Consider the following 23981-nt stretch of genomic DNA (forward strand, 5'->3'; position numbering starts at 1 on the left):
TCCCGGATGCTGGTTGAGCCGTGGCTGGCGGCGATATCGCTGGTAGTCTCCCTGCCCATGGGGATGTTCCTCACCAAGCGGCGCGCGGTCGACCTGTGCCGTGTGGCCACCTGCCTGTGTCGCCCTGTCCGGTTGACGGCGGGGCTGTCCTCGGCCGCCTGACGCGGCCTTCCAGCGCCCAGGGCCTGCGCACCTGACTGGTGCGCCCTCCTGCGCCAACCAGCGGCGCCGTCGCACGAACCCGTGATCCGATCCGAGCCATGGCTCCCGCGCGTGGTGGACCACTGACGCACCATGACGTCCCGCGGGCTGGCTCACCATCCATCCTCACCAGGAGTGATCTGATGAGTCGTGACACCACACTCGTCTCGGCCGACTGGGCCGAGAAGAACCTCGAAACCCCGGGTGTCGTCTTCGTCGAGGTCGACGAGGACACCTCGGCCTACGTCACCGGCCACCTGCCCGGCGCGATCAAGCTGGACTGGAAGACCGACCTGCAGGACCAGGTCCGCCGGGACTTTGTGAACAAGGACCAGTTCGCGGCGCTGCTTTCCGAGCGGGGCATCGCCAACGACGACACCGTCGTCCTCTACGGCGGCAACAACAACTGGTTCGCCGCGTACGCGTACTGGTATTTCGCGCTCTACGGGCACCATGAGGTCCGGCTGCTCGACGGCGGTCGCAAGAAGTGGGAGCTGGACGCCCGCCCGCTGACCGCCGAGACGGTGTCCCGCCCGGCAACCCAGTATGTGGCGCAGGATCCGGACCACACCATCCGGGCCTTCCGCGACGAGGTGGTGGCCGCCATCGGTACGAAGAACCTGGTCGACGTGCGCAGCCCGGACGAGTACGCGGGCCGCCTGCTCGCCCCCGCCCACCTCCCGCAGGAGCAGGCGCAGCGTGCCGGCCACGTGCCCACCGCGATCAGCGTGCCGTGGTCCAAGGCGGCCAACGAGGACGGCACCTTCAAGTCCGACCAGGAGTTGCGCGAGATCTACGCCGCTGCCGGGCTGGACGACAGCCGGGAGACCATCGCCTACTGCCGGATCGGTGAGCGCTCCTCGCACACCTGGTTTGTGCTCCAGGAGCTGCTCGGCCACCGGAACGTGAAGAACTACGACGGCTCCTGGACCGAGTACGGCTCGCTGGTCGGCGTGCCGGTGGCGCTCGGCGACGAGCCCGGGAAGGAGTGAACGTCATGACAGCTTCGACCACGGCCGGGTGCGCCGCCCCGGATCAGGCCGCCCCGCTGCCGGCCAGCCTCGACCTGGAGAAGGAGACCGTCATCACCGGCGTTGTCCGCGACGCTGCGGGTGAGCCGGTGACCGGTGCCTACGTCCGCCTGCTCGACTCCACCGACGAGTTCACCGCCGAGGTGGTCACGTCGCCGGCCGGGCAGTTCCGCTTCTTCGCGGCGCCAGGCACGTGGCGACTGCGTGCGCTGTCCCGGCACGGCAACGGTGACACTGTCCTCACCGCCAGCCGGGGCGTCAATGAGGCGACCGTCCCGGTCGCCGTCGACTGACAGCAGGTTCGACTGCGGCCCGCTGCCTCCGGTTGCGGGCCGCAGTCGTCCGGCCGCGTCGCGCGCGCCCGATGATGGGCTGGAGAAACCGCCGGGAACAGCCGCCGTCGTGGTCGGGCCGCAGCATGCAGCGCCAGCCGCGCGTCGGCGAGGTCGTCGGCGTGCAGGGTCACATGGACGACGAAGCGCGGTCGATCGTCGCGGTCGGGCGCGCTCATGCCCGTACGCCCGGGGTGAACCGGGACTGCCAGTCGCGCAGCGCCCGCTTGATCCGGATGTTTTCGTCCCGGGTCCTCCTCAGCTCGGTCTGTAGCGCGGACAGGTCCGCCGCGACCCGATAGCGGAAGAGTTCCACCTCGGATGCGTCGAGTCCCCGCCGGACCTGCGGGAACTGTTGCTGGCGTACCTGTTCGGGGGCCAACGGCCAGCGGGTCGTCGACCGGTGGTGCCCGCCTGCGTTGCCGGCGTACGACCGGTGCCGGTCCACCTCGCTGTCGGTGCCGGTGGGGCGGCGCACGTTCGCACCGATCAGCGAGTCGGTGCGAGCAGTGGGGTGGCTCGGGGCGGGGCGGTCTCGCCAGCGACGGAATCGTCGGAACGGGTTACGCACGTCAACCACCTCTCCTGACCGGACGGGTCGGGGTGAGCCGTGCCCAGCCCACCCCGACCGGGGGATCGAGCCCTTACTCGTTGCCACGCGAGGAGGACCTGTCGGCAAACTTATGCGCGTAAGGCGCAGGAGCCAAGGCTCGGATGAGCATCGGCTTGTCGAGGTGCCGGGATGCGTGATCGAATCAACGAGCCACGCGAGGAGCGCCATGCCTGCTGTACCGGATTACCTGAGAATCTCTAACCGAATCATGTCGGACGTCGAGAGCGGCAAGCTCGAGCCGGGTGAGAAGCTTCCGTCGATCGCCCAGCTCTGCGAGTTGCATCAGGTCGGAGCGTCCACGATCCGCCAGGTGTTCATCCGGCTGGAGGCGCTGGAGGTGATCAACCGTCACCAGGGCAAGGGTGTCTTCGTGACCGATCCGAAGACGTGGCTCCGTAAACCCTGACCCGCCGGTGTCGCCCGGCCTCGGGCAAGGCGCGCAACCGATGGTCGCGCGGCTGGCTGTTGACTGGCCGGTGCCACAGGCGTGGCGGTGGGGTGGACTACCGCCAAGGTTTGCTTGGCCTAATCATCGGCTATGCCCGAAAGCTGCGCCAGGGCGCCTTGGGTGATTTGAGCGTAAAGCCGGCTTCCGTGTCCTCGGCGGTTGTCCTGTGGGAGCTATGCCGCAAGACGATGACAAATCGAACGTTCACTTTAACACTGTGAACTACTTGTCAGTGTGATCGTTCACCAAATTCATCGTCCCGGCATTGATTTATCCCCGGTCCGGGTTCTAAGATTTCGCCGACTTCGATGTTCTCCCGTAGCCGCCGGTTGGCCGGTTGTCAGCCACCGGCCAACCGGTGGAAGAAGGAAGGGGGCGGCTATTGTTCGCCTATGTCGTTCGAGCCCCTTTCCACTATGGAGTCAGCCCTCTGGGGGCTGCTAGGTAGCTTTATTGTGGAAGCACTCGAACTTGGCGCTGCGCTGCGCCGCGCGAAAACCCTGCCATGGAACCGCCCCGACGAGCCGGGACTCCCCGCATACCTGGCCTCAGTCGTGCTCCGGCTCGCCGCTGGCGCAGGGCTCGCCGCCCTCATCGGAGCCGACGGGCAGCTAGCCAGCCCTTTCGCCGCCGGGCTCCTCGGTATCACCGCACCACTATTGATCGAAAAGATTCTGCGCCAGGTTGACATGGCGCCAGCCGAAGCCACCACACCGCACCACCACTCGACACTACCCCTCACCCGATCCGTACCACCCCCGATAGCAAAGGACCAGAAGCGGGCCCCGGGAGAAGCGGGCTCTTCCGATGTCGACTGACTCCTTCCGCCGCCAACTTGTGCTCGCGCTCGGTCGATCCACCCCCGCCTTTCACTCACCACGAGCAGCCCGACCTGGCCGTTTAAGACACCTCATTGATGCCCTGAGCCGACGTACCCCAGCCTTCACCAGCCGCCAACTCAGCAGCCTGCCCAGCGTCACCCTCCACCAGGACGACACTCGCACCGCCGACCTCCGCAAGTCCGACCTGGCTGGCGTGGAGCTCAACAACAGGGACCTTCGCGAGACTGATCTCATCGGTGTCAACCTCGCCAATTTCGCTGGCGTTGACCTCACCGGTGCGAACCTCGCCGGTGTTGACCTCCGCGGCGCGGACCTCACCGACGTCGACCTCACTGGTGCGAACCTTGCCGGTGTTGACCTCCGCGGCGCGGACCTCACCGACGTCAACCTCACTGGCGCGCTGCTCATCGGTGCCGACCTCACCGGTGTTGACCTTGCCGGCGTCAACCTTGCCGGTGTTGACCTTCGCGGAGTCAATCTCACCGGCGTCGACCTCACCAGTGCCGATCTTCGTGAGGCCAACCTCGATCGCGCCAACCTCACCGGCGTCAACCTCCGCGAGGCCAACCTCTACGGTGCCGTTCTCACCAGCACCACACTCGCGGGGGCACGGTGGGATTGGGCCACTATCTGGCCACCCGAGCGGGCAGCGGAGATCTGGTTCCGGTCGGCGGAATGGCCGGATCAACCGGGCGTTTACGTCGTGCTACCAGACGCTGGCGGCCGGATTCGCCCATCCGTTGTCGTGTGACCGGGCACGTAGGCGTCGAGTGAACGCTGTCGCTGGTCCGGAGCGGCCTTTCGAGGGCCCGAGATCGCGGGCTCTGTAACCCATGAGCCGCAGGTGACGTCCGGGCTGGACGACACCTGCGGCAACGATCGGTGGCCTACTCCGATGGGTGACTCTTCGACGCCACCGAGGTAATGTGGCCGCGATCTGGAGTGGGCCGCCGATGGCCACATGAGTTTGTCGGCCACTGGCGGGGTTGGTTGGTTACTGGTGTGGTGTTGGGATGTTGTGTTGGGTGAATGTGGGTTCTGTGGTGGTCTTGGTCTTGGTGGTGATGGCGGCGGTCTCGTCTGCGGCGTAGAGGCGGATGGAGCCGTTGGTGTTGCGGGTTACGAAGGCGATTTGGTGGCCGTTTGAGTTTTGCCAGGTGAATGCGGTGGGGTCGACGGGGTAGGTTTCTCCGGAGGTGACGGGTCCCCAGGTTGTCCAGGTGGTTGATCCTGCGGCGGTGTGGCGGGTGCGGTAGATGTTGCCGTCGGTGGCGCGGATGAAGACCCAGGCGCGGCCGGTGGTGGGGCTGAGGATGGTGCTGGGTGACCCGTCAGGGGCGATTGAGTTGTCGCCGATTGTGGTCCAGGTGCCGGGCCAGGTGCCGTTGATGTTTTGTAGTTGGGTTTGGACGGTGCCGTTGGTGGCGTGACCGACGGCCATTACTCGGTATCCGGGTAGGAGGGTGGTGGTTAGTGAGCCGGTGAATTGGGTGTCGCCGAGGTCGGTCCATTCGGTGGTGAGATTTCCGGCTCGCCAGGTGGCGGTTTGGACTTTGCCGGTGCTGGTGGTGGCGAGGATGGTGGCGGTGCGGTCAGGGCCGATTTGGGCGATTGGGGTGCCGGTTAGGCCGGTGGCGCCGGTGGAGGTCCAGGGTAGGAGGTCGCCGGTGGTTCCGTCTTGTTGGCGTGACCAGAGGGTGCCATTGGTGTCGTAGGCGAAGACGGCGAGGCTATCGTCGGAGAGTTGGATCGCGGCGGGGGCGGATTTCATTGCGCCGCCGAGTTCCAGCCAGGGTTTCCAGTCGGGGGAGGCGGGGGCTTTCTGGGTGAGTCGTTGGATGTCGCTGGTGCTGGTTTGGCTGAAGACGTTTACGTTGTCTTCGGCGTCCGCGACGAGGGCCGGCGTGCCTACGTGCACGATGTTGGCGGGGGCTGACCATTGGATTGTGCTGAGGGCGTCGGGGTTAGCCCGGCCGTGTCGGATTTGGCCGATGTTGTCGTTGTAGGCGATTTCCAGGGTGCCGAGGGCTGTTGAGGCTGCTGGGGCCTGCATCGCCGCGATCGGCATGTTCGGCTGCAACGGTATCGAAGGAAGCGCGGGGCTGCTGATCGCGCCCTGGTGGCAGGTGTTCGTGGTCGCGAAGATCTCGGGGAAACGCCATCCCCAGCCGGCCTTGTGGAAGACGAGCTCCCAGTCGAGCAGGTCTTCTCGGTAGCGGTACTGGTAGAGGTCGCCGTTGTCCAGGACGCCGTAGACGGTGTCACCGCCGGCGGAGAAGATACTGGTGTAGTAGCCCCAGCCGGAACCGACGTGGAGGTTGTAGCTGATCCATCGCTGCGTCGTCGGGTCGAAGCGATACCGGTAGAGACGATCGTCGGCGGCGCGGGCGTAGAGGACTCCCGGGGAGGTGGCGAACAGGAGGTTGTACCGGTCCCATCCCGTGTCGATCACTCGGCCGTCGATGGTCCATGTCTTTGACGATTCGCTGTAGCGGTGCCAGCGAAGCCTTCCGGTGTCGTCGATGGTGTAGAAGTCACCCGACTCGTCAATGGTGATCTTGTTGCGATTTGCTGATTCGGCGTACGACCCGAAGCTGGAGCTGATCTGCGGTCCTTGTGCGCCGTCGATCCTTTCCCACCCGAATCCGGTCCACCGGTAGCGGAACATTCCCTCCGATTTGATCCCGTAGACCCGCCCGTCGGGGCCCCCGAGGACGCGTCCGAACTGTTGCCAGCCGACTCCGATGGTGGTGGCGGCGGTCCACTTTCCGCTGCTGCCGTCGTCGTATCCCGGGGTTTCGTATTTTCGGTGAGTCAGTGTGCCGCTGCTGGTGGAGTTGAAAAACTGTGCCGCGCCGGTGCAGCTGAACGCATCTTCGGACGCCTGTGCGGGGTGTGCTCCAGCGGTGACGGTGATGCCGCTGCCGATCAGTGCAATCGCAAGTCCTAAACGGAGTGCGCTGCGCCTGGGGACTGTTCCCCGCCTGCGAACATGTGTGGGACGGAACATTTTCAAACCCCTTTCTCATTGTGTGTGCTGTTTGCCCGGTATGCCGGCATTCTTGGATTGTGTGGAATAAAGTAATAGGTCTTTGTAATTGGGAGGCTCTGCGGGCCCTGCTCGTTTGGCCGTGCTGGATGGTAGTCGATCGGGGCTGCACCGTGCCCCCCTCATTGCCGTCCCGTCAGGAGGTGTGCCTGACCGGCTGAGTGGGTCGGATGACGCCTTGACAATGGCCTGCGTTGCTGGGATTGTACGGCGGCGAGTCGAGATGGGACGGTGACGGAGAGTAGCAGTGGATAGTCGAAGAAGCGGGTTTGCTAACGGGAAGTTCACAATGGCTGATTGCCTTTAATGGCCGCTGCGGGTGTGCACACTGTCCCTGTGTTTGAGGCTGTTCTCGCGCTGGCTTGACGTTTGTCTGTCGCGTGTCGCCCGGCGCGCTTATGTGCTGGCAATTTCTGGATTTATGCGTTGTTCGGCTATTTTCAGCAATGCACTAACACTGCGGAACCATTCGAGGTCGAGTCGCTCGAGGCTGATCCGCAGTCTTCCTGCTGTCAATTGATCCATCAGCCCAGGGGTTGACGATGTCCTTTGGTCCTCGACGTACGTTCGACCGGTCGGCACAGCCGTCGAGGCGTGCTCCGCTGCTGCGCACGGGCACGGTGCGTTCTCTCGTCGCTGCTGCCATGGTTGGCGTACTCGCTCTCGGTTTGGGCGGCGGCGGGGTGGGCGGTCTGTCGCCGCTGCCCGTTGAAGGAGACGAGGCCGGGCGCAGGGCAGCGGCTGGGGCGCCTGCCCAGAAGTGGAGTTCGACGGCGACCGGAAGCGACCACGTTGCCCGGGGCCGGGTCAATCGGGAGCTGCCGACCACACAGCGTGGCCGCTACCCGCTGCATCGCCTGGCGCAGGAGCCGAAGTCGGCCGTCAACAAGGCCAGCGTGGAGCAGCCGCCGGCGGGTGAGGCAAAGGGCTTCGACCAGAAGACCAGTCGCGAGCAGCCGGCCGAGCGTGACGCCAACCAGCGGGTCTACCACAACGCCGATGGCACCCAGACCATCGAATTCTCGTCCGCGCCGATCAACTACCAGACGTCAGACGGTAGCTGGGCACCGATTGACAGCAGTCTGGTGCCCAGCGGTGACGGTGGTTGGCAGAACGCGGCGGACGCGACCCAGGTCCGACTGGCTCCTCGGTCTGACGCGGGCGATCTCGTCCGGTTGATCTTCGACGAGGACATCGAGTTCGGCTACAGCGTCGCCGACGCCGCCGGGACGGTCGGGCAGGTCACTGGTGACGCGATTGTCTATCCCGGTGTTCGACCGGAGATGGATCTGCGCTTGGAACCGCGTCCCAGCGGGGTCAAGGAAACTCTCGTTCTGCACTCCGCCACCGCTCCGACCTCGTATCTCTTTCCGCTTCACCTACGCGACCTGACCGCCCGGCTCGTTGATGGGCAGGTCGTACTGACCGACAAAGCCGGCATGCAACGGGCGGTCATTCCGCCCGGGTACATGGTGGATGCCGGTGAGGGCGATCGCGGTCCTGCCACTTCCACCGGCGTGCGCTACGAACTCGTCAACGTTGACGATCAACCCGCGCTGCGACTGACGCTGGACTCGGCGTGGTTGAGCGATCCGGATCGTCGGTTCCCGGTCGAGGTTGACCCGACGGTGGGTCCGCCGGTGACCGGCGAGGGCGCGGACAGCAGCATGTACGTGCACGGCAGCAGCTCCACCTCTGGAGGCCAGGAGCTGCTGGTGGGACGCGCCAGTGGGTCCAACGCGGCGGCGTACCTCACGTTCAACGGGCTGGTTGACCAGCTACGTGATCAAACTATCCACGGGGCCGCCCTGTCCGTGGTCAACTACGACGCGGCCTCCTGCAAGCCACGAAAGATCACTGTCCACCCGGTCACCGAGTCGTGGACCGCGGGCACCGGCCACTCGTACCCCGGTCCGTCGGTGGGTAGCTCGCTTGCCAGCCGCTCGTTCGCGCATGGCTACATCGGCCTGGGGCAGTCCCAGTCGGCGTGCCCGGCGGCCAACGAGATGTTCGACCTTGGTACGGCCGGGCGGGACCTGGTACAGCGGTGGGTGAACGGTGAACAGGCCAACAACGGTCTGTCGCTGCGGGCCTCGACGACCGACTCCTCGGCCTGGAAGCGGCTTGCCGGTACCGGTACCGCCAACGCGCCAACGCTGTACATCACCCACTCGCCCTACAACGCCGAGTACGCGATCCCGAACCCGACCCCGGAGCCGCCCGTCCTGCGTAACCAGGACGGCAACGTGCAGGTGACCGTCACCAACCGGGGCTCCGAGGACTGGACGCCCGCGAACTACTACCTCGCCTACCGGGTCTACAACGCCCAGACGGGAGAGGCCGTTACCCAGCAACGGTCGGCAAGCCTGCCGTCGACCCTCGCCCGCGGCGCCACGGTCACCCTCGACGCCTCGGTGAAACGGCTGGAACCGGCAACGTACTTCCTCGACTTCACCATGGTTCGTACCGGCGGCGCCGTCTTCACCGATCACCAGGTCCCGCCGGGCCGGATCGTGCTCCAAGTCTTCGACGTGCCACCGGTGGTGCAGGAGCTGTACCCACCGAACGGGTACCAGGCCCCCACCCTGAACCCGCTGCTGTGGGCGCAAGCCGTGGACACCGACGCCCCACCCGGGGCAACTCTCAGCTTCAAGTTTGAGGTCTGTGACCGTACCGACGACGGCGGGGAAGCCAACTGCACGGACTCCGGCTACCTCGACGAACACGCGTGGGTGATCCCGGACAGTCGCCTGTCCTGGGGCGAGTCCTACCTGTGGCGTGCCTACGTCAGGGACGGCGCCAACGAGGTGCGCTCCCCCGACTCGGTGTTACTTACCTCCGTGCCCCAACCGGACGTGCTCTCCCGGATCGCCAGATCGCCAGACGCCGAACGGGGGCGTGATTTCGACACCCAGGTCGGCAACGTCAGTACGTCGGCGATCGACGTCACGGCCATGACCGTTGGGCCGGAGCTGAATCTGCTCCGCACGTACAACAGCCTCGACCCGCGTCCGTCCGCGGTCTTCGGCGCCGGCTGGTCCAGTCGGTACGACATGAAGCTGACGCCGGACGATGACGGCTCCGGCAACGTGGTGATCCGTTACCCGGACGGGCAGGAGGTACGGTTCGGGCGGAACTCCGACGGGACGTACGTCGCGCCGTCGGGTCGGGTGGCCCGGCTGACCCTCGATGACACGGGCTGGAAGCTGCGCGACCGCTCCGGCACCACCTACGAGTTTTCCCTGACCGGCAAGTTGGTCAGGATCACTGACAAGATGGCCCGGTCGGTCAAGCTGGTGTACGACGTCTTCTCCGGCAAGTTGGCACGGGCGCAAGTCGCGAACAGCTTTACCAACACCGCGGGCCGAGCGCTCCACTTCTCGTGGACCGACGACCATATCACCGCCGTCAAGACCGACGCGATTGACGGCGCCCCGCTGACCTGGACCTACACCTACAGCGGCGATCTGCTCACCAAGGTGTGCTCGCCGACGGACGCCTGCACCAGCTACGAGTACGCGGAGGGCTCGCACTACCGTACCGCCGTGCTCGATGCCCGCCCGGACTCGTACTACCGACTCGGGGAGAGTGAGGGCACCGCGGCGGCCAGCGACGTCGCGATCAACCTGGGCAAGGACTCCGCCACCTATCACCACGTGACCCTTGCCCAACCTGGTGTGATCGAGGGCGTCGGTGACACCGCGGCCTCCTTCAACGGCACCTCCTCCCATGTGGAGCTCCCAAAGGGCCTGGTGAAAAAGAGTCGTGACACCGCTGTCGAGCTCTGGTTCAAGGTCGGCAAGACCCAGACCGGTGGCCCGCTGATCGGCTACCAGGACAAGGCCCTCGACTCCGCTGCCACCAGCGGGGTGCCGATCCTCTACACCGGCATCGATGGCCGCCTGCGTGGTCAGCTCGCCGGAGGCACCATCGCACCGATTTCCTCCACCGTTCCTGTCAACGACGGCAAGTGGCACCACGTCGTACTGTCCGCCATGGGCAACGTCCAGACCATGTATCTGGACGGCGTCAAGGTCGGCGAGCGGACCGGGCAGACCATCGAACACTCGCTGCTGACGTTCAACCAGGTCGGTGCCGCTTCGGCTACGACGCCCGGCTCGTGGCCGGGTTGGGGGTGGACGGCTCGGCGGTACTTCGCCGGCATGATCGACGAGGTCGCCGTCTACTCGCATCCCATTGGCCCGAAGACCGCCGCGGCGCACTTCGAGTACGCGAAGCCCGCCGCACAGCAGCTCACCAAGATCACGCTTCCCAGCGGTAAGGTCGCCAGCGAGGTTGTCTACGACACCGCCACCGACCGGGTGAAGGAATACACCGACGAGAACGGTGGTACTTGGAAGATCGGTCAGCCGGCTATCTACGGCGGCGACGACGATCTCCGCCGGAGTGTCCAGCTCCTGGACCCGGCCAACCGCCCGCACCTCTACGAGTACGACGCGCTGACCGGGCAGATGTTGCGCTCCGGCATTCCGCTCGGCCTGGAAACCCGGCCGGAGGACCAGCCGGGTGAGCCAACTCCGTCGCCGGGTCCTCCGCCCGGTGAGACGTGCACGGAACCGGACCCTATCGACCCTGCCTTCTGCACCATCATTCCGGACGACTCCGGTGGGCCGGTCTTCGTCGAGCATCCGCTCGACGGCATGGCGATCCGCAGCTACTCATACGACGAAAAGGGCTACCAGACCAAGGTCACCAACGAAAACGGTGACTCGGTGGAGATGACCTACGACAGCAAGGGTCGCCTGACGACCCGTAAGAACTGCCGTACCACCTCTGAGTGCCATACCCGCTACTTCACCTACTCCGCCACCATCACCGACCGGCTGGACCCGCGGGTGGACCTGGTCGTCGAGTCGAGGGACAGCCGGTCGAGCAGCCCCACCGACAATCAGTACCGCACCACCTTCGAATACGCGATAGACGGTCAGCTAACCCGGCAGACCAACCCGGATGGAAGCACCGTCAGGCACACTTACACCTTCGGTGCCGAAGTCGCCGTTGGCGGCGGGAATCCACCGGCCGGCCTGATCAAGACCAGTACCGACGCCCGTGGCAAGGTCACCCGCTTCGTCTACTACAGCAACGGAGACCTTGCCCGGGTCACCGAGCCAGGCGGTCTGGTCAGCGAGTACACCTATGACACACTCGGCCGGCAACTCACCGAGAAGATCGTCTCGGACTCCCACCCCGAGGGTGTCACCACCACCTTCACCTACGACGATCACTCCCGGGTCAAGGCCGTCACTGGCCCGGTAGTCACCGAGGAGATCTCCGGTGCGGAGCATCAGGCGCGCACCACCAACGAGTACGACGCGGACGGCAACGTCACCGAGGTAACCGTCGCCGACCTGCTCGGCGAGGACCCGGAGCGAATCGTCACCACCGAGTACGACGAGTACAACCGCCCGGTGCGGATGATCGACGCCGAAGGCAACGAGGAGAGCTACGAGTACGACCGGTTCGGCAACCGGACATCCATGGTGGATGCCAACGACAACCGGTACGACTGGGCGTACACGGCTCAGAACAAGGTCGCCGAGGTGCGGCTGCGCGGCTGGCGCAGCGACCCGGATGGCATACCCGCCCCGGACACCGGCGACTATCTGGTGTTGCACGCCTACTCGTACGACCACGCGGGTCGACTCGCCAGCGACACCGACGCGATGGGTCGTCGCCTGGAGTACACGTACTACCGGGACGACCGCCTGCACGCCATCACGATGAAGGACTTCCGGGACCAGGACGGAACCACGCGTGACTATGTAGTCGAGGAACGCCAGTACGACGCGGCCGGCAACCTCACCCTCAAGAAGGAAGCTAACGGCACCCGGGCGAGCGAGTTCACGTACGACCGGGCGGGCAAGCTTCTCACCAGCGTTCTGGATCCGACCGGGCTGACCCGGACCGAGACCATGGCGTACGACCTCAACGGCAACGTGACACGGACGACCCGCAGCGGCAAGGCCTCCAATGTGCCGTGGGTCGTGCCGGTTGTCACGGAAACCGTTGACTACACCTACGACGATGATGGCAACCTGCTGACCGAGAAGGTGACGGCAGGCAGCGAGACCCGGACGACCAGCTACACGTATGACCAGCGGGGCTTGCGACTGAGCGCCACCGACCCCCGGGGCAACGTGAGCGGTGCCGACAAGGCCGCCTTCACCACCACCTACGAATACGACGAACTCGGCCGGCAGGTCAGCTCGACCGGCCCGGCGGCGGCGGCGGAGAGCGACGGCGGCGGGCCCGTCACGACCCGCGTCGAGGTCGCGTTCAGCTACAACACCTTCGGCGAGCAGGTCGCCGCGCGTGACCCACGCGGGCAGATCTCCCACGTCGAGTACGACAAACTCGGCCGTCCGGTGCGCACCCTAGCCCCGGCCTACCTGCCGCCGGGAGTCTCCGAGCAGATCATCCCGGAAACCCGACAGAGCTACGACGGGCTGGGCAACGTTGTCGAGGCAATCCGTCCGAGTGGCACCACCAAGTTCACCTACGACCAGCTCAACCGTCTTGTCGCCCGGGACGATCCGGCATCGACCAACGATGACCGGGCGGTGACCCACTACACGTACACCCGCGTCGGCGAAGTGCTGTCGGTCACCGACCCGACCGGTGCTCGGATCGAATCCACCTACGACGATCTGGACCGCCAGATCACGCAGACCCGCGTGGAACGGCAACCGACGCCCCGGAACCTCGTCACCCAGATGGCCTACGACGACTACGGCAATCTGACCTCGGTCGTGTCACCGTCGGGTGCGACGACGGTCAACGCCTACGACAGCGTGGGCGACATGATCCGGACCACCGCGCCTACTGGCGAGTCGATGGTCTTCGGCTACGACTACGCGGGCCGGCAGATCCGTGCCTCCGACGGACTGGGCCGCACCGTCAGCATCGAGTACGACCGGTTTGGCGACCGGGCCAGCGATGCCAGCCTGGACGCGGACGGGACACTGCTTCGCCGCCAGACGTACGAATACGACGAGGCAAGCAACATGATCCGGTCAACGGATCCGTACGGCACCGTCACCCGGTACGAGTACGACGCGTTGAGCCGGCTACGCACACAGATCGAACCGGTGACCGACAAAAAGTCGATCACCACCACCTTCGGCTACGACGTCGCCGGCAACCGGACCCGCTACACCGACGGCCGGGGTAACTCGACCATCTACACGTACAACACGCTCGGCCTGCCGGAGTCGACGATCGAACCGGCGACGACCGCCCACCCGGCGGTGGCCGACCGCACCTGGACTGTCGGCTACGACGCCGAAGGTCAGGCGGTCCGGTTGAGCGCACCGGGCGACGTCAGCCGGCAGCGTACCTACGACGCCGGCGGCCGGCTCACCGCCGAGACCGGATCAGGTGGCGACACCGCGACCACCGCGCGGGAAGTCAGCTACGACCTGGTGGGACGGCCCACCAGTGTGAGCGCCCCGGGCGGTGCCAATAGCTATACCTACAACGACCAGGGGGCGCTGCTCTCCACCGCCGGCCCGTCCGGCACCGCCAGCTTCACCTACGACGACGACGGTCGGATGACGACCCGGACTGACGTGACCGGGACATCCACCTTCGACTACGTCAAGGGTCGGCTCGACACGATCACCGACTCGATCACCGGCCAGGCACAGCGGCTGAGCTACGACGCCGCCGGCGAGGTGGAGACGGTCGATTACGGCGGCGGCCGGATTCGCACCTTCGGGTACGACGACTTTGGCCGGGTCGCCAGCGACACTGTGCAGAACAGCGCCGGCTCCACCGTCGCCTCAGTGATCTACGGCTTCGACCTGAACGGTCACCTGACCGAGAAGAAGACCACGGGCACCGCGGGCGCGGGCGACAACACCTACACGTACGACAAGGCGGGCCGGCTCACCTCGTGGACCAACGCGGAGGGCACGGTCGCGTACGAGTGGGACGACAGCGGTAACCGGATCAGCGCCGGGTCGAAGACCGCTACGTTCGACGAGCGAAACCGCCTGCTCTCCGATGGCGACTACACCTATGCCTACACCGCCCGCGGCACCCTGAGTACCCGGACCAGCTCCGGCCTGTCCGAGCAGTACTCGTTCGACGCGTTCGACCGGCTCACCGAGGCCGACGAGCAGACCTACACCTACGACGGCCTGGACCGGGTGACTTCCCGTACCGGGACGACCTTCACCTACGCCGGCTTCGGGGATGAGGTGGTCCACGACGGGGTGGAGTACTTCGCTCGCGGACCGGGCGGGGAACTGCTCGCCACCGGCCAGGGCAACAACGAACGGCTGTCCCTGACCGACGTGCACGGCGATGTCGTGGCCGCCTTCGACCCGGCCAACACCGAGCTCGCCGCACTCAACGACTCGACTGCCTACGACCCGTTCGGTCAAAAGATCGACAGCGTCGGCGACACCGGCAACCTGGGCTTCCAGGGTGACTGGACCGATCCAGACACCGGCCAGGTCGACATGGGTGCCCGCTGGTACGACCCCGGTACCGGTTCATTCACCTCGCGGGACAGCGTCACCTACGCCGCTGGGGATTCGATTCTGGCCAACCGGTACGGCTACGGTGCTGGCGCCCCACTCGACTTCTACGACCCCGACGGCCACTGGCCCAGCTTTGTCAAGAAAGCAAGTAGCTGGGTATCCAACAAGTGGAAGTCCGCCAAGAAGGCTGTGGGCCGGACGTGGAATTCTGCAAAGAGCTGGGGGTCCAGGCTGTGGGAGAATGCGCGCACCTGGGTTACGAAGCAGTACAACCGTGTGAAATCAGCCCTTACCGCGGCGAAGACCTGGGTTAGCGATAAGATCCACGCGGTTAAGAACAAGGCGAGAGAGGGCTACGCAGCCTACCAGGACGGCAAGCTCGGCGACTGGGCGAAGGAACAGGCCAGGGCCGCCGCACATGAAGTCAAGGCCAAGGTTACGCGGGCAGCCAAGGCAGTGCAGGAAAAGCTGGTCAAATTCACCAAACTGCCGGTTGTTCAAGCGCTGACAAAACCTCTGATCGCAGCAAAAGAACTGGTTTCTGCCGGCGTCAAAGTCGCGGCCAGTGTCGTCTCGGTCACCGCCCAGGCCATCAAGGACCCGGAAAAGTTCCGAGAGAAGCTCCTGAACGCGGCAGCCGAGAAAGTAGCGCCGCTGGTCGAGGGCGTAACTGACGTATGGGACAAGTCAACCCAGTTCGTCGAGGACCATGCCGCCGAGATCGCCGGCATCGCGGCCGGCGTCGCAGTCGGTGTTGGCTGTGGTCTGGCGATCGGCTGGACCGGCGTCGGCGCGGTGGCGTGTGGTGCCTTCGCGGGTGCGGTCGGCTCGGCCGTCACCGGCAGCGTGATCGGAATGCGCGGCTCGGACCTGCTCGGCGAGGTGGCGACGGGTGCTGCGTTCGGTGCGGTCGGCGGCGCCCTCGGCCCCATCGCCGGCCGAGCGATCGGCGCCGGAGTCCGCGCCGTCGGCGGCGGCCTACGGGCGGCCGGCAACGTCGGCGGAAATCTCCTGGCTTCTGGCGGCAGAGCAATCAGCGCTGGTGCGTCGAAGGTCCGTAGTCTCGCCGGACGCCAATTTAACAGGGGCTGCCGGACCAACAGCTTCACTTCGGCTACCAGAGTCTTGCTGGCCGACGGTAGTCGTAAAGCGATCAGTGAGGTCCGTATCGGTGACCGGGTACTCGCCACCGACCCCACCACCGGCCGGACCGAGGCGCGTGTCGTCACCGCGTTGATCGTAGGTGCCGGTAGTAAGGACCTGGTCGAGATCACTGTCGACACCGATGGTGATGCAGGCGACCAAACCGCGAAGCTCACCGCCACCGACGGTCACCCCTTCTGGGAGTACGGCGACGGTCGTTGGGTCGAGGCGAGGGATCTCGAACCCGGGTATGAGTTTGAAACCGCGGACCACCGGCCGGCCACGGTGGTGGCCGTTCGTAAGTGGACTGAGCACCAGCAGGTCTACAACCTCACCGTTGACGGCCTCCACACGTACTATGTGGTAGCCGGTAGTACACCGGTGTTGGTCCACAACTGCACAATCCTTGGTGCTGGAGCTCCGAAGGCAGGAAACACTGCAGTTGTCGGTCGTCTTGAGGACACTGCCGTGGCCCGCGACTGGGCGAGCCACGATGTTCTCAACATCCCGGACTGGACCATCACAAAGAATGATGCATGGGTGAATGCGGTTATTAAGAATAAGCAGGATGTGTACGTCGCATCCCCACTGACACACCGAAATCTGTGGGACGCGGCTAACGGTCGACAGACCGTCTTGGCTCGGGAACTGAAAATGCTGACAGGCGCTGGCTACAAGTGGGATGGGGACTATCTGCGCCCCCCAAGGAGTTGATCGCTGTGAACCTCGATGAACAGTCATTTTCATTTCTTGAGCTAAGCAAGAACGTGAACTATGGCCGCGATACCCTGCCGTCGGCCAGGGACCGCCAGATTCGGGACCTGCTACTAGGCGCGGCAGACAGCGCTTCACTTGAGCAGGTCAAGCGGCTTATGCCAGGTGATGCTGACCGGGTTCTAAACGCGTTCGCGGAGCGAGCCGCGTCCATCGCGGTTCGTCATCAGGATGCACGCGAGCTTCGCGCCGGCATCCTGGCTGCAGCGATTGCTCAGGCAATTACTGGCGATCTGCGAGAGTCGCTGGCTGCGCTTTCATTGCTATATCGAGCCTCTGAGATGATCGGCCACGATCCCAATTCGGAGTTTGCTGCGGCGAATGATCTTTCCGGAGGTCGTGCGATTGGCTTACTTGACTTCCTGCGCAGGTCGCCGGAGGATAAGACGATCCAGGCCATGGGTTACGAAGAAGGTGACGACAAGGGTGGGTTTCGGTTTGTCCGAAATTGGTAGCGCACAGCGCTGTAACGAGGCGAATCAACCTTGATTCTTCACGGGTCTGATCAAGGTGTCACTGATGACTGTGGCGGGAAGTAGCGACTGCCCTGCAGTGAGAGCACGAGGGCGCCCCACCCGGAAGGGGTGGGGCGCCGGTCGTTGGCCAGTTCACGCTAGCCCGTCGAAGTCGGTGGCCGGTGACCCGTTCGGGTCACCGGCCACCGACTTACTCAGATGCCGCTTGCTTTCGTGCAGTCCGACGACGGTTCCAGGCTGAAGTCGAGGGTTGCGACGAACCCTGCCGTAACCCGGATGCGGTCGAACTCCGGAACCCAACCGTCCTTGGCGACGATCACGTCGTAGCGGCCCTTGGGCAGCCAGACCGTGTACTTGCCGGAGGCGTCCGCCTTAAGGGTGAAGCCGGCGCCGCTGCCGGACGCGTTCACCCGGACGGTAGCCGGCACGCCGACCGTCTCCCCGCCGCAGGTCACCCCGGTGACCGTGCCCTGCAGCTTGCCCCAGCTCTTCGGCGGAGACACGTTCATCTCCACCTTCACCGGCGGGACCGAGTTCGGCACGTCGGCCGCGAACGCCAGCTCGCCGCTGTAGCGGCCGGGCTGCTCGACCCCGGCCTCAGCGGTGGCCGTGAGGGTCACCTCCAGCTTGCGGGACTCGCCCGGTTCCAGCGTGAAGCTGGACGGTGAGGTGCTCAGCCACGGCAGATCCGCCTCCGCGACGCACGATCCCAGCCCGCCGAGGTGTTCGGTCTCCGCCGATCCGACGAACGAGCTGGGCGAACCGCCGATCCGGTAGGTGCCACACGCGGCAGCCCCCCGGTACCGGCTGAACTCGGCGTTCGGCAGGTCCTGCCAGGTTCCGGACGCCGGGTCGTAGGCGATCGTCTGGTTCGTCACCGTGGTGGAGCCGTCGGTGACCCCGCCGGCCAGCACGAGCATCCCGCCGGCCGAGGTGTACGACGATCCCCACAGGTTCAGCGGCATCTCCTCGATCGGACTCCAGGTGTCCGACGCCGGGTCGTACCGGTAGCCGTCGGTGTATTCGCCGCTGGTGGTGGTGCCGCCGGCGCAGTAGACCTGGTCGCCGATACCACCGCAACCCATCCAGGCGACCGGGTGCGGGTAGGGGGCAAGGGTGGTGAAGGTCTCGGTCTGCGGGTCGAACGCCACCGTCTCGTCAGAGGCGGTACAGGAGCCGTCGGCGCAGCCGCCGACCAGATAGATCTTGCCCCCGGCGACGGCGGTCCCGGCGGCGGCGACCGGTGCGGGGTTGGTCGCCCCGTCCACGCGGCTCCAGGTTTCGCTGTCCGGATCGAAGACATCCACGGTGGCGTCGGGGCTGCCGTTGTCGGCCCACCCGCCGGTCACATAGATCTTGCCGCCGACCGCCGCGACGCCCGGCTTCGCCCTCGAACTGGCCAGCTCCGGCAGCTCGGACCAGGATTCGGCGTCCGGGTCATAGACCCAGACCTTCTTCTCCAGCCCACTGCCGGTGCCGCCGCCGATCGAGTACACCTTGCCGTCCAGGGCGACAGCGGAGTTGTCGAAGACCGCCGCCGGCAGGTCCGCGACCCGGGTCCAGGCGTCGTCCGCCGACGGGCCGGTCTCAGCTGGCACGCCACCGTACCGGGTACCGGTTTGCGCCTTGCTGATGCCCTTCACCGTGACCTCGCGCAGCGGGGCTCCCGGCTGGTTCAACAGCTCGAACTCGCCGGACCGCTCCAACACCTCGACGTTGGCCGGGGCGGTGCCGGTGTTCTTCACCGTCACCTTGGTGCTCCGGGTGCTGCCGTACGGCTGGTGTGACTCCACCTCGGCCGGGGTGACCGTGAGCTCTCCGGCGGCGAGCGCGATGTCGGCCCGCTGCACCTCGTCCGCGGTGATCGTCACGTCCTGGGTGGCCAGCGGGTACGGCGTCCTTTCCGCGGTGAACGGGTGGGTGCCGGTGAGGCTGGAGAAGAGCCAGTAGAAGCCGTCCGACTCCGCCGGGTCGTCCGGCGTGCCAGCCGAGACCCCCTGGTCTTCGGGCTGATCCACGCTGGTCACGGTGACGCCGTTGATCGGTTCGCCGGTGTTCAGGTCGATGGTGGTGCCGACCACCAAGCCACCGGGCACCAGGTTGCAGTCCCGGTTGCTCAGGACGACATCGTCAACCTGCCACCACCAGGAGTAGTTGCCGGCGAAGCGGAACCGTACCTGGGCCTCCGTCGCGCCGGCCGCCGGCGTCAACGGCACCTCCTCGACCCGCGGCCCGCGCAAGCTGCTGGTCTGGTGCCAGACGTTGGTCCAGGTCTCACCGCCGTCGGTGGTGACGTCGATGTCGGCACTGTCGTTGCCAAGCGCCCAGTAGTCACTGTTGAACCGCAGCACCGGCGCGTCGGCCTCGGAGAGGTCCAGCGTCGGGCTCACCAGGTCGGTGTCCTGGCTCTTACCGGCGCCGAGCTCATCACTGTCGATGATCGCGAATCCGCCGCTGCCGCCGGTCAGGTTGCCTCGTCCGCCGAGGTCCTCGAAGGTCCAACCGCCGTCCTCGGTGCGGTTGACCACCGACCAACCCTCCGGCGTGGTGGTGTCGGCGAAGTCCTCGGTCAGGAGGGGGTCGCCGTAGCTGCCGTTGTAGCCGGCGGCCGTGCAGGCTGCCTCGACCGGAACGGCCAGGTCGACCGTGGTGGCGTCGCTGCCGACCGGTACCTCCCGAGTCACCGTCTGGTAGTCCGGGTACTGCGGGGTGGCGGTGATCGAGTAGGTGTTGTCGCCGGGCACCGTGGTCGACCATTCTCCGGTCACCGGGTCGGTGAAGATCGGGTCCCCTGGCTTACCGGCGACTTCGACCTGAGCGTAGAGCGGCCAGCCGTGCCCAGAGCCGTCGGTGACCTGACCGCTCACCGTGACCATCGGGCTGGGGACGAGCGCGAAGTCTCGGGTTACCGCCCCGCCCTCGTCCACGGTGAAGGTGTCCGACTGCGGCTCGTAGCCGTACACGGTGGCCGTCACCGTGGTCTCGCCAGCCGGCACGGTCAGCGAGTATCGGCCGTCGACGCCGGTGGTGGTGTCGCGGGTGCCGTCGTCGATGGTCACCCCGGCGATCGGCTCGCCGTCAGCGGCTGAGGTCACCGTGCCGGTGACCCGCCCGACCGGGCCGCGGGGGGCCTCGGTGACCGCACCATAAGCGTGGACCTGACCTTCGCCGAAGACGTTGTTGTCCTCTGCGGTACCGCCGCAGGTGGTGTTGTCGACATCGCGGGCGGTGTCGTCCAGCAGCGCCTCGGTCGCTGGCAGGTCCCTGCGGAGGCTGGGCGCGGCCGACCAGATCAGAGCGGCCGTGCCGGCGACGTGCGGGGCCGCCATCGAGGTGCCGTTGAACGATGCGTACCCGCCACCGGCGACGCTGGACCACACGTCCACCCCGGGGGCGGCGATGTTCGGCTTGAAATCCTCGGTACCGGAGCCACGGCTGGAGAAGCCGGCGATGACGCCGTCTGACGCGTACGCTCCGACGGCGTACGAGTTCTCGTAGTCCCCGGGGGAGCCAGCGGTGCCGCAGCCCGGGCCGGCGTTGCCGGAGGAGAAGACCGGGAGGATCCCGGCGGCCCGCCACGCGTCGACGGTCTGCTGGTACCAGGGGTCGTTGGGACCGCCACCCCACGAGTTGTTGACGATGTCGGGGCGCAGGTCAGGGCGGGGGTTCTCGCCGTTGGCGTCGGTCGGGGCCAGGATCCACTGGCCGGAGGCGAGCAGCGACGGGTCCGAGCAGGTGGTGAACTCGCAGCCCTTCGCCGCTATCCACCGGGCACCCGGTGCGACGCCGATCTGGTTGTCGCCCCCGTCGTCACCGACCATCGTGCCCATGGTGTGCGTGCCGTGGTCGTTGTTGTCGCAGGGCTCCGAGTCGGAGCAGATGCCCGTCGGGTCGAACCAGTTGTATGCGTGGTCGAAGCTGCCGCCGCCGAGGTTGCCCCGGTAGGAGTTGACGAGGGCGGGGTGGTCGTGCTGCGTACCGGTATCGATGTTGGCTACCACGATGCCTTCGCCGCGGACGCCGAACTCGTCCCACACCTGGGTGGCGCCGATTTCGACGACGCCCCACGAGATGGCGTTGGTACGGGCCTCGGCCTCGGCCGGCGTCGGCTCGATCAGCGGGCGACTGCGGATCGGCTCGATCCGCTCGACCTCGGGCCGGCTCGCGATCTCGTCGATCAGGGTCTGGTCACCGTGGACCTGGATGGCGTTGGCGATCCAGTAGGACGTGTGCTCCGCCTTCCGCGCGTCAAGCAGTCGCAGCAGGTCGGCTTGGGTGCGTTCAGCTGTGTCGGTCAGGAGTTGGTGGACCGCACGAGCTCGGTCGTCGGGCGCTTGAACGGTCGCGGTGCTGGCGAGCGGTGCGGTTTCCCGTAGGTAGACCAGGAAACTGGTGCTGCCGCTGGTGTCCTGCAGCTCGGGCGCGACGATTGCCCGCTCCGATGCGCCGGGCGGCGACGCGGCGAGCGCGGGCTGGGCGCTCAACCCCAGTGCCAGCGCCCCGAACGCGACGGCCAGACGCCCCAGGCGTGACCGCGCGGATGGTCGTACGAACACGTGTCCTCCCCACGTCCGCGGGCCCGGGCTGTTCCGAGCCCGCGCCAGCCATGCTCGTGAAAACACCGATGCTGATCAATAGATTGTTTCGGTCAGTATTCGATCAGTGACTAGTCGCGTTTCTGGCCGTACGCTGACTCGGTGTTCAGCCGGACATCATCTCGGCGGGGTGATGGCTGTCAATGTCAACGCGGGTGCCTGGGGAGGCAGCGTGTCTGAGGGGAAAGGTCCGATCGTGGTCTGTGTAAGCCCCGACATGGCCGTGCGCGAGCGTGTGTTGCGTCGGCTCGACGGGGTGGGGCCGGTGCTGAGCTGTGCTGATCTTGCGGAGCTGCGAGCGATGCTCTTTCCTGAACCGTCCAGCACCGAGGAGCGGGGTACCGGTCCACCGGATACCCCGGTCAGCTACGGCGAGCTGGTGGTTGACCCGCCGGGGCATCTGGTCACCTGGCGGGGACGTCCACTGGCGCTGACCCGTACCGAACGGCGGTTGTTGACCCGGTTGGTGACCCCGCCGGTCCGGCTCTGGAGCTATGAGCGACTCTTCGCCGCGGTCTGGGGCGGCGCCTACCTCGGCGACACCGCGATCCTGCACTCGGCGATCAAGCGGCTTCGGCGCAAACTGCGCCTGCTCTCCGGTGGCCCACGGGTGCTGACCGTGCGCGGGGTCGGCTACCGCCTTGTCCTGGGGTCCGACGACTCGGGCGGGTGAGACGGCCTTCCCCGGCGGCGGCTGCCGCCCGGTCCGGGCCATGACACGATGGCGCGGTGAGCGCTGTCCATCCGGGGTACGCCCCGCCCTCCGGGCCCGATCGCCCGTCGTCCCGGCCGTGGGCCCGACGCTTGCTGATCGCGGGCACCGCGGCCTGGGCGGTGCTGCTGGCCGGGCTGGCCTGGTGGTCGGCCCGCACCGACGAGCCGACGGTGCGGGAGCAGCGCACGACTGAGCAGGCAGCACCGGTGGTCAACGCGGCGGTCGGCCAGCTCGTCGCAGCGCTCGACGGTACGGCGTGGGCGATGACCCCGTCCCGCGTTGAGCTGGGCTGCCGGGTCACCCCGGTCAGCACGGGCGCCGAAGTGACCCGCGGGATCGACGTTCTGGTCGTTGCGGGAGGCGAGCGCGACCTACTCAGCCGCGTCGCCGACGAGCTGCCGGGGCGATGGCGGGCCGGCGTTGGGGACGCCGCGGAGGGCCCACTGCTGCGCGCTGACGCCGGTGAGTTTGTCCTGGTCGAGGGGGAGTCAACGAGTCCGGGCCGGGTTCGCTTCGAGGTGCTGACCGGCTGTCGCCCGACCGACGCCGCGATCGGCGACCTGCTACCCGGGAAGCGGGTCAGCCCGGCGCTACAGGCCGCGTTGCAGGCGCTGGACCGTCCGGTGCCGGAGCAGGTGGATCGGATCTGGACACCGTGCCCCGGCGGCGCGAAGGCCTGGACCGAGCGGATGGAGGTCGGCCCCGAGCCGGCATCATTGAGCGCCCTGGCGCCGTTGGCCGCCGCCGGCACCGTTGTGGTCGACACCCCCGAGGTGTACGCCTACCGGAGCGGCACCGACCTGGTCATCGCCGACGCCACCGGCGACCAGCTGCACCTGATGCTCTCCAACGGCTGCGCGGAGTGACCGTTAATAGACGAGTGCCCGGGCCTCCTCGGCCATGACCTCCTCAAGGAAGACGGCCGAACCGGCGATCCGGACGCCCGACAGCACGTCGCCGGGCCCGATGTCCCGACGGGCCGCGCACTGCGTGCAGGCGGTTATCCGGCCCGTCGTCAGGATCACGTGCAGCAACTCGCCCAGTGGCGCCGCGTGCGGCAGCTCGAACTCCTGCGCCCGGCCGGGTAGCGCGAACCAGGTCGCCTCGCCGGTCAGCCAGAGTGAGACATCAACTCCGGCGGCGGCTGCGGTGGCAGCGATGGTGAACGCCTGTGCGCACCGCTCCGGGGCATCTAAGCCGGCGGTGACCTTGACGACGAGGGTTCGGCCCACGAACGCCAGCATAGGATAGTCGC

At 66.5% G+C, this 23981-nt stretch carries 14 protein-coding genes and 1 pseudogene; 10 read left to right on the plus strand and 5 right to left on the minus strand.

Translation table 11 applies throughout. The annotated features are described in order from the left end of the window. The first annotated feature begins 6 nt into the window (after positions 1 to 6). From K228_RS30160 to K228_RS0111575, 3 genes are all read left to right on the plus strand, one after another. Complete coding sequence (locus K228_RS30160; RefSeq protein ID WP_342667119.1) at positions 7 to 162, plus strand: Ms5788A family Cys-rich leader peptide; 156 nt, start codon at positions 7 to 9, stop codon at positions 160 to 162. A gap of 182 nt (positions 163 to 344) precedes the next feature. After that, entirely contained in the window at positions 345 to 1193 is an 849-nt protein-coding gene (locus K228_RS0111570; RefSeq protein WP_025618581.1) for a sulfurtransferase, read from the plus strand. Next, positions 1190 to 1525 carry a DUF1416 domain-containing protein gene (locus K228_RS0111575; protein ID WP_025618582.1) on the plus strand — a complete coding sequence of 112 codons (336 nt, stop codon included), beginning with the start codon at positions 1190 to 1192 and terminating at the stop codon, positions 1523 to 1525. The genes K228_RS0111570 and K228_RS0111575 overlap by 4 nt, the downstream gene beginning before the upstream one ends. 25 nt (positions 1526 to 1550) lie before the next feature. On the opposite strand, the pseudogene K228_RS26975 reads toward K228_RS0111575, so the two are convergent. Beyond that, positions 1551 to 1743, minus strand: a pseudogene (locus K228_RS26975) (hypothetical protein); the annotation flags it as partial. After that, positions 1740 to 2144 carry a DivIVA domain-containing protein gene (locus K228_RS0111580; RefSeq protein WP_025618583.1) on the minus strand — a complete coding sequence of 135 codons (405 nt, stop codon included), beginning with the start codon at positions 2142 to 2144 and terminating at the stop codon, positions 1740 to 1742. The pseudogene K228_RS26975 and the gene K228_RS0111580, both read right to left, overlap by 4 nt. 199 nt (positions 2145 to 2343) lie before the next feature. On the opposite strand from K228_RS0111580, the gene K228_RS0111585 reads away from it, so the two are divergent. The 3 genes from K228_RS0111585 (at position 2344) to K228_RS26985 (ending at position 4218) form a co-directional block, all read left to right on the plus strand. Beyond that, entirely contained in the window at positions 2344 to 2583 is a 240-nt protein-coding gene (locus K228_RS0111585; RefSeq protein WP_025618584.1) for a winged helix-turn-helix domain-containing protein, read from the plus strand. Positions 2584 to 3017: 434 nt separating this feature from the next. Then, a complete protein-coding gene (locus K228_RS26980) occupies positions 3018 to 3443 on the plus strand; it encodes a hypothetical protein (RefSeq protein ID WP_080516543.1) in 426 nt (141 codons plus the stop codon). Further along, positions 3433 to 4218, plus strand: a complete 786-nt coding sequence (locus K228_RS26985) for a pentapeptide repeat-containing protein (protein ID WP_025618585.1) — start codon at positions 3433 to 3435, stop codon at positions 4216 to 4218. Before K228_RS26980 ends, K228_RS26985 begins: the two co-directional genes overlap by 11 nt. A gap of 243 nt (positions 4219 to 4461) precedes the next feature. On the opposite strand, the gene K228_RS30035 is transcribed toward K228_RS26985, so the two are convergent. Then, a complete protein-coding gene (locus tag K228_RS30035; protein ID WP_025618586.1) occupies positions 4462 to 6477 on the minus strand; it encodes a tachylectin-related carbohydrate-binding protein in 2016 nt (671 codons plus the stop codon). Between the two features lie 581 nt (positions 6478 to 7058). Here K228_RS30035 and K228_RS0111600 point away from each other — a divergent pair. After that, entirely contained in the window at positions 7059 to 16880 is a 9822-nt protein-coding gene (locus K228_RS0111600; RefSeq protein WP_025618587.1) for a polymorphic toxin-type HINT domain-containing protein, read from the plus strand. 5 nt (positions 16881 to 16885) lie between these two features. Further along, a complete protein-coding gene (locus K228_RS28265) occupies positions 16886 to 17395 on the plus strand; it encodes a hypothetical protein (RefSeq protein WP_155251571.1) in 510 nt (169 codons plus the stop codon). 215 nt (positions 17396 to 17610) lie between these two features. Here K228_RS28265 and K228_RS0111605 read toward each other — a convergent pair whose 3' ends face one another. After that, complete coding sequence (locus K228_RS0111605) at positions 17611 to 21972, minus strand: S8 family serine peptidase (RefSeq protein ID WP_025618588.1); 4362 nt, start codon at positions 21970 to 21972, stop codon at positions 17611 to 17613. Positions 21973 to 22228: 256 nt separating this feature from the next. Between K228_RS0111605 and K228_RS0111610 the strand changes: the two genes are divergently transcribed. Next, a complete protein-coding gene (locus tag K228_RS0111610) occupies positions 22229 to 22684 on the plus strand; it encodes a winged helix-turn-helix domain-containing protein (protein WP_050580974.1) in 456 nt (151 codons plus the stop codon). 56 nt (positions 22685 to 22740) lie between these two features. Then, positions 22741 to 23592 (plus strand): hypothetical protein, encoded by an 852-nt coding sequence (locus K228_RS0111615; protein ID WP_025618590.1) that lies wholly within the window; start codon positions 22741 to 22743, stop codon positions 23590 to 23592. A gap of 3 nt (positions 23593 to 23595) precedes the next feature. On the opposite strand, the gene K228_RS0111620 is transcribed toward K228_RS0111615, so the two are convergent. Continuing rightward, positions 23596 to 23970, minus strand: a complete 375-nt coding sequence (locus K228_RS0111620) for a DsrE family protein (protein WP_025618591.1) — start codon at positions 23968 to 23970, stop codon at positions 23596 to 23598. Positions 23971 to 23981 lie beyond the last annotated feature (11 nt).

It is taken from the genome of Salinispora cortesiana (genome assembly GCF_000484695.1).
In the GTDB taxonomy this organism is placed as follows: domain Bacteria; phylum Actinomycetota; class Actinomycetes; order Mycobacteriales; family Micromonosporaceae; genus Micromonospora; species Micromonospora cortesiana.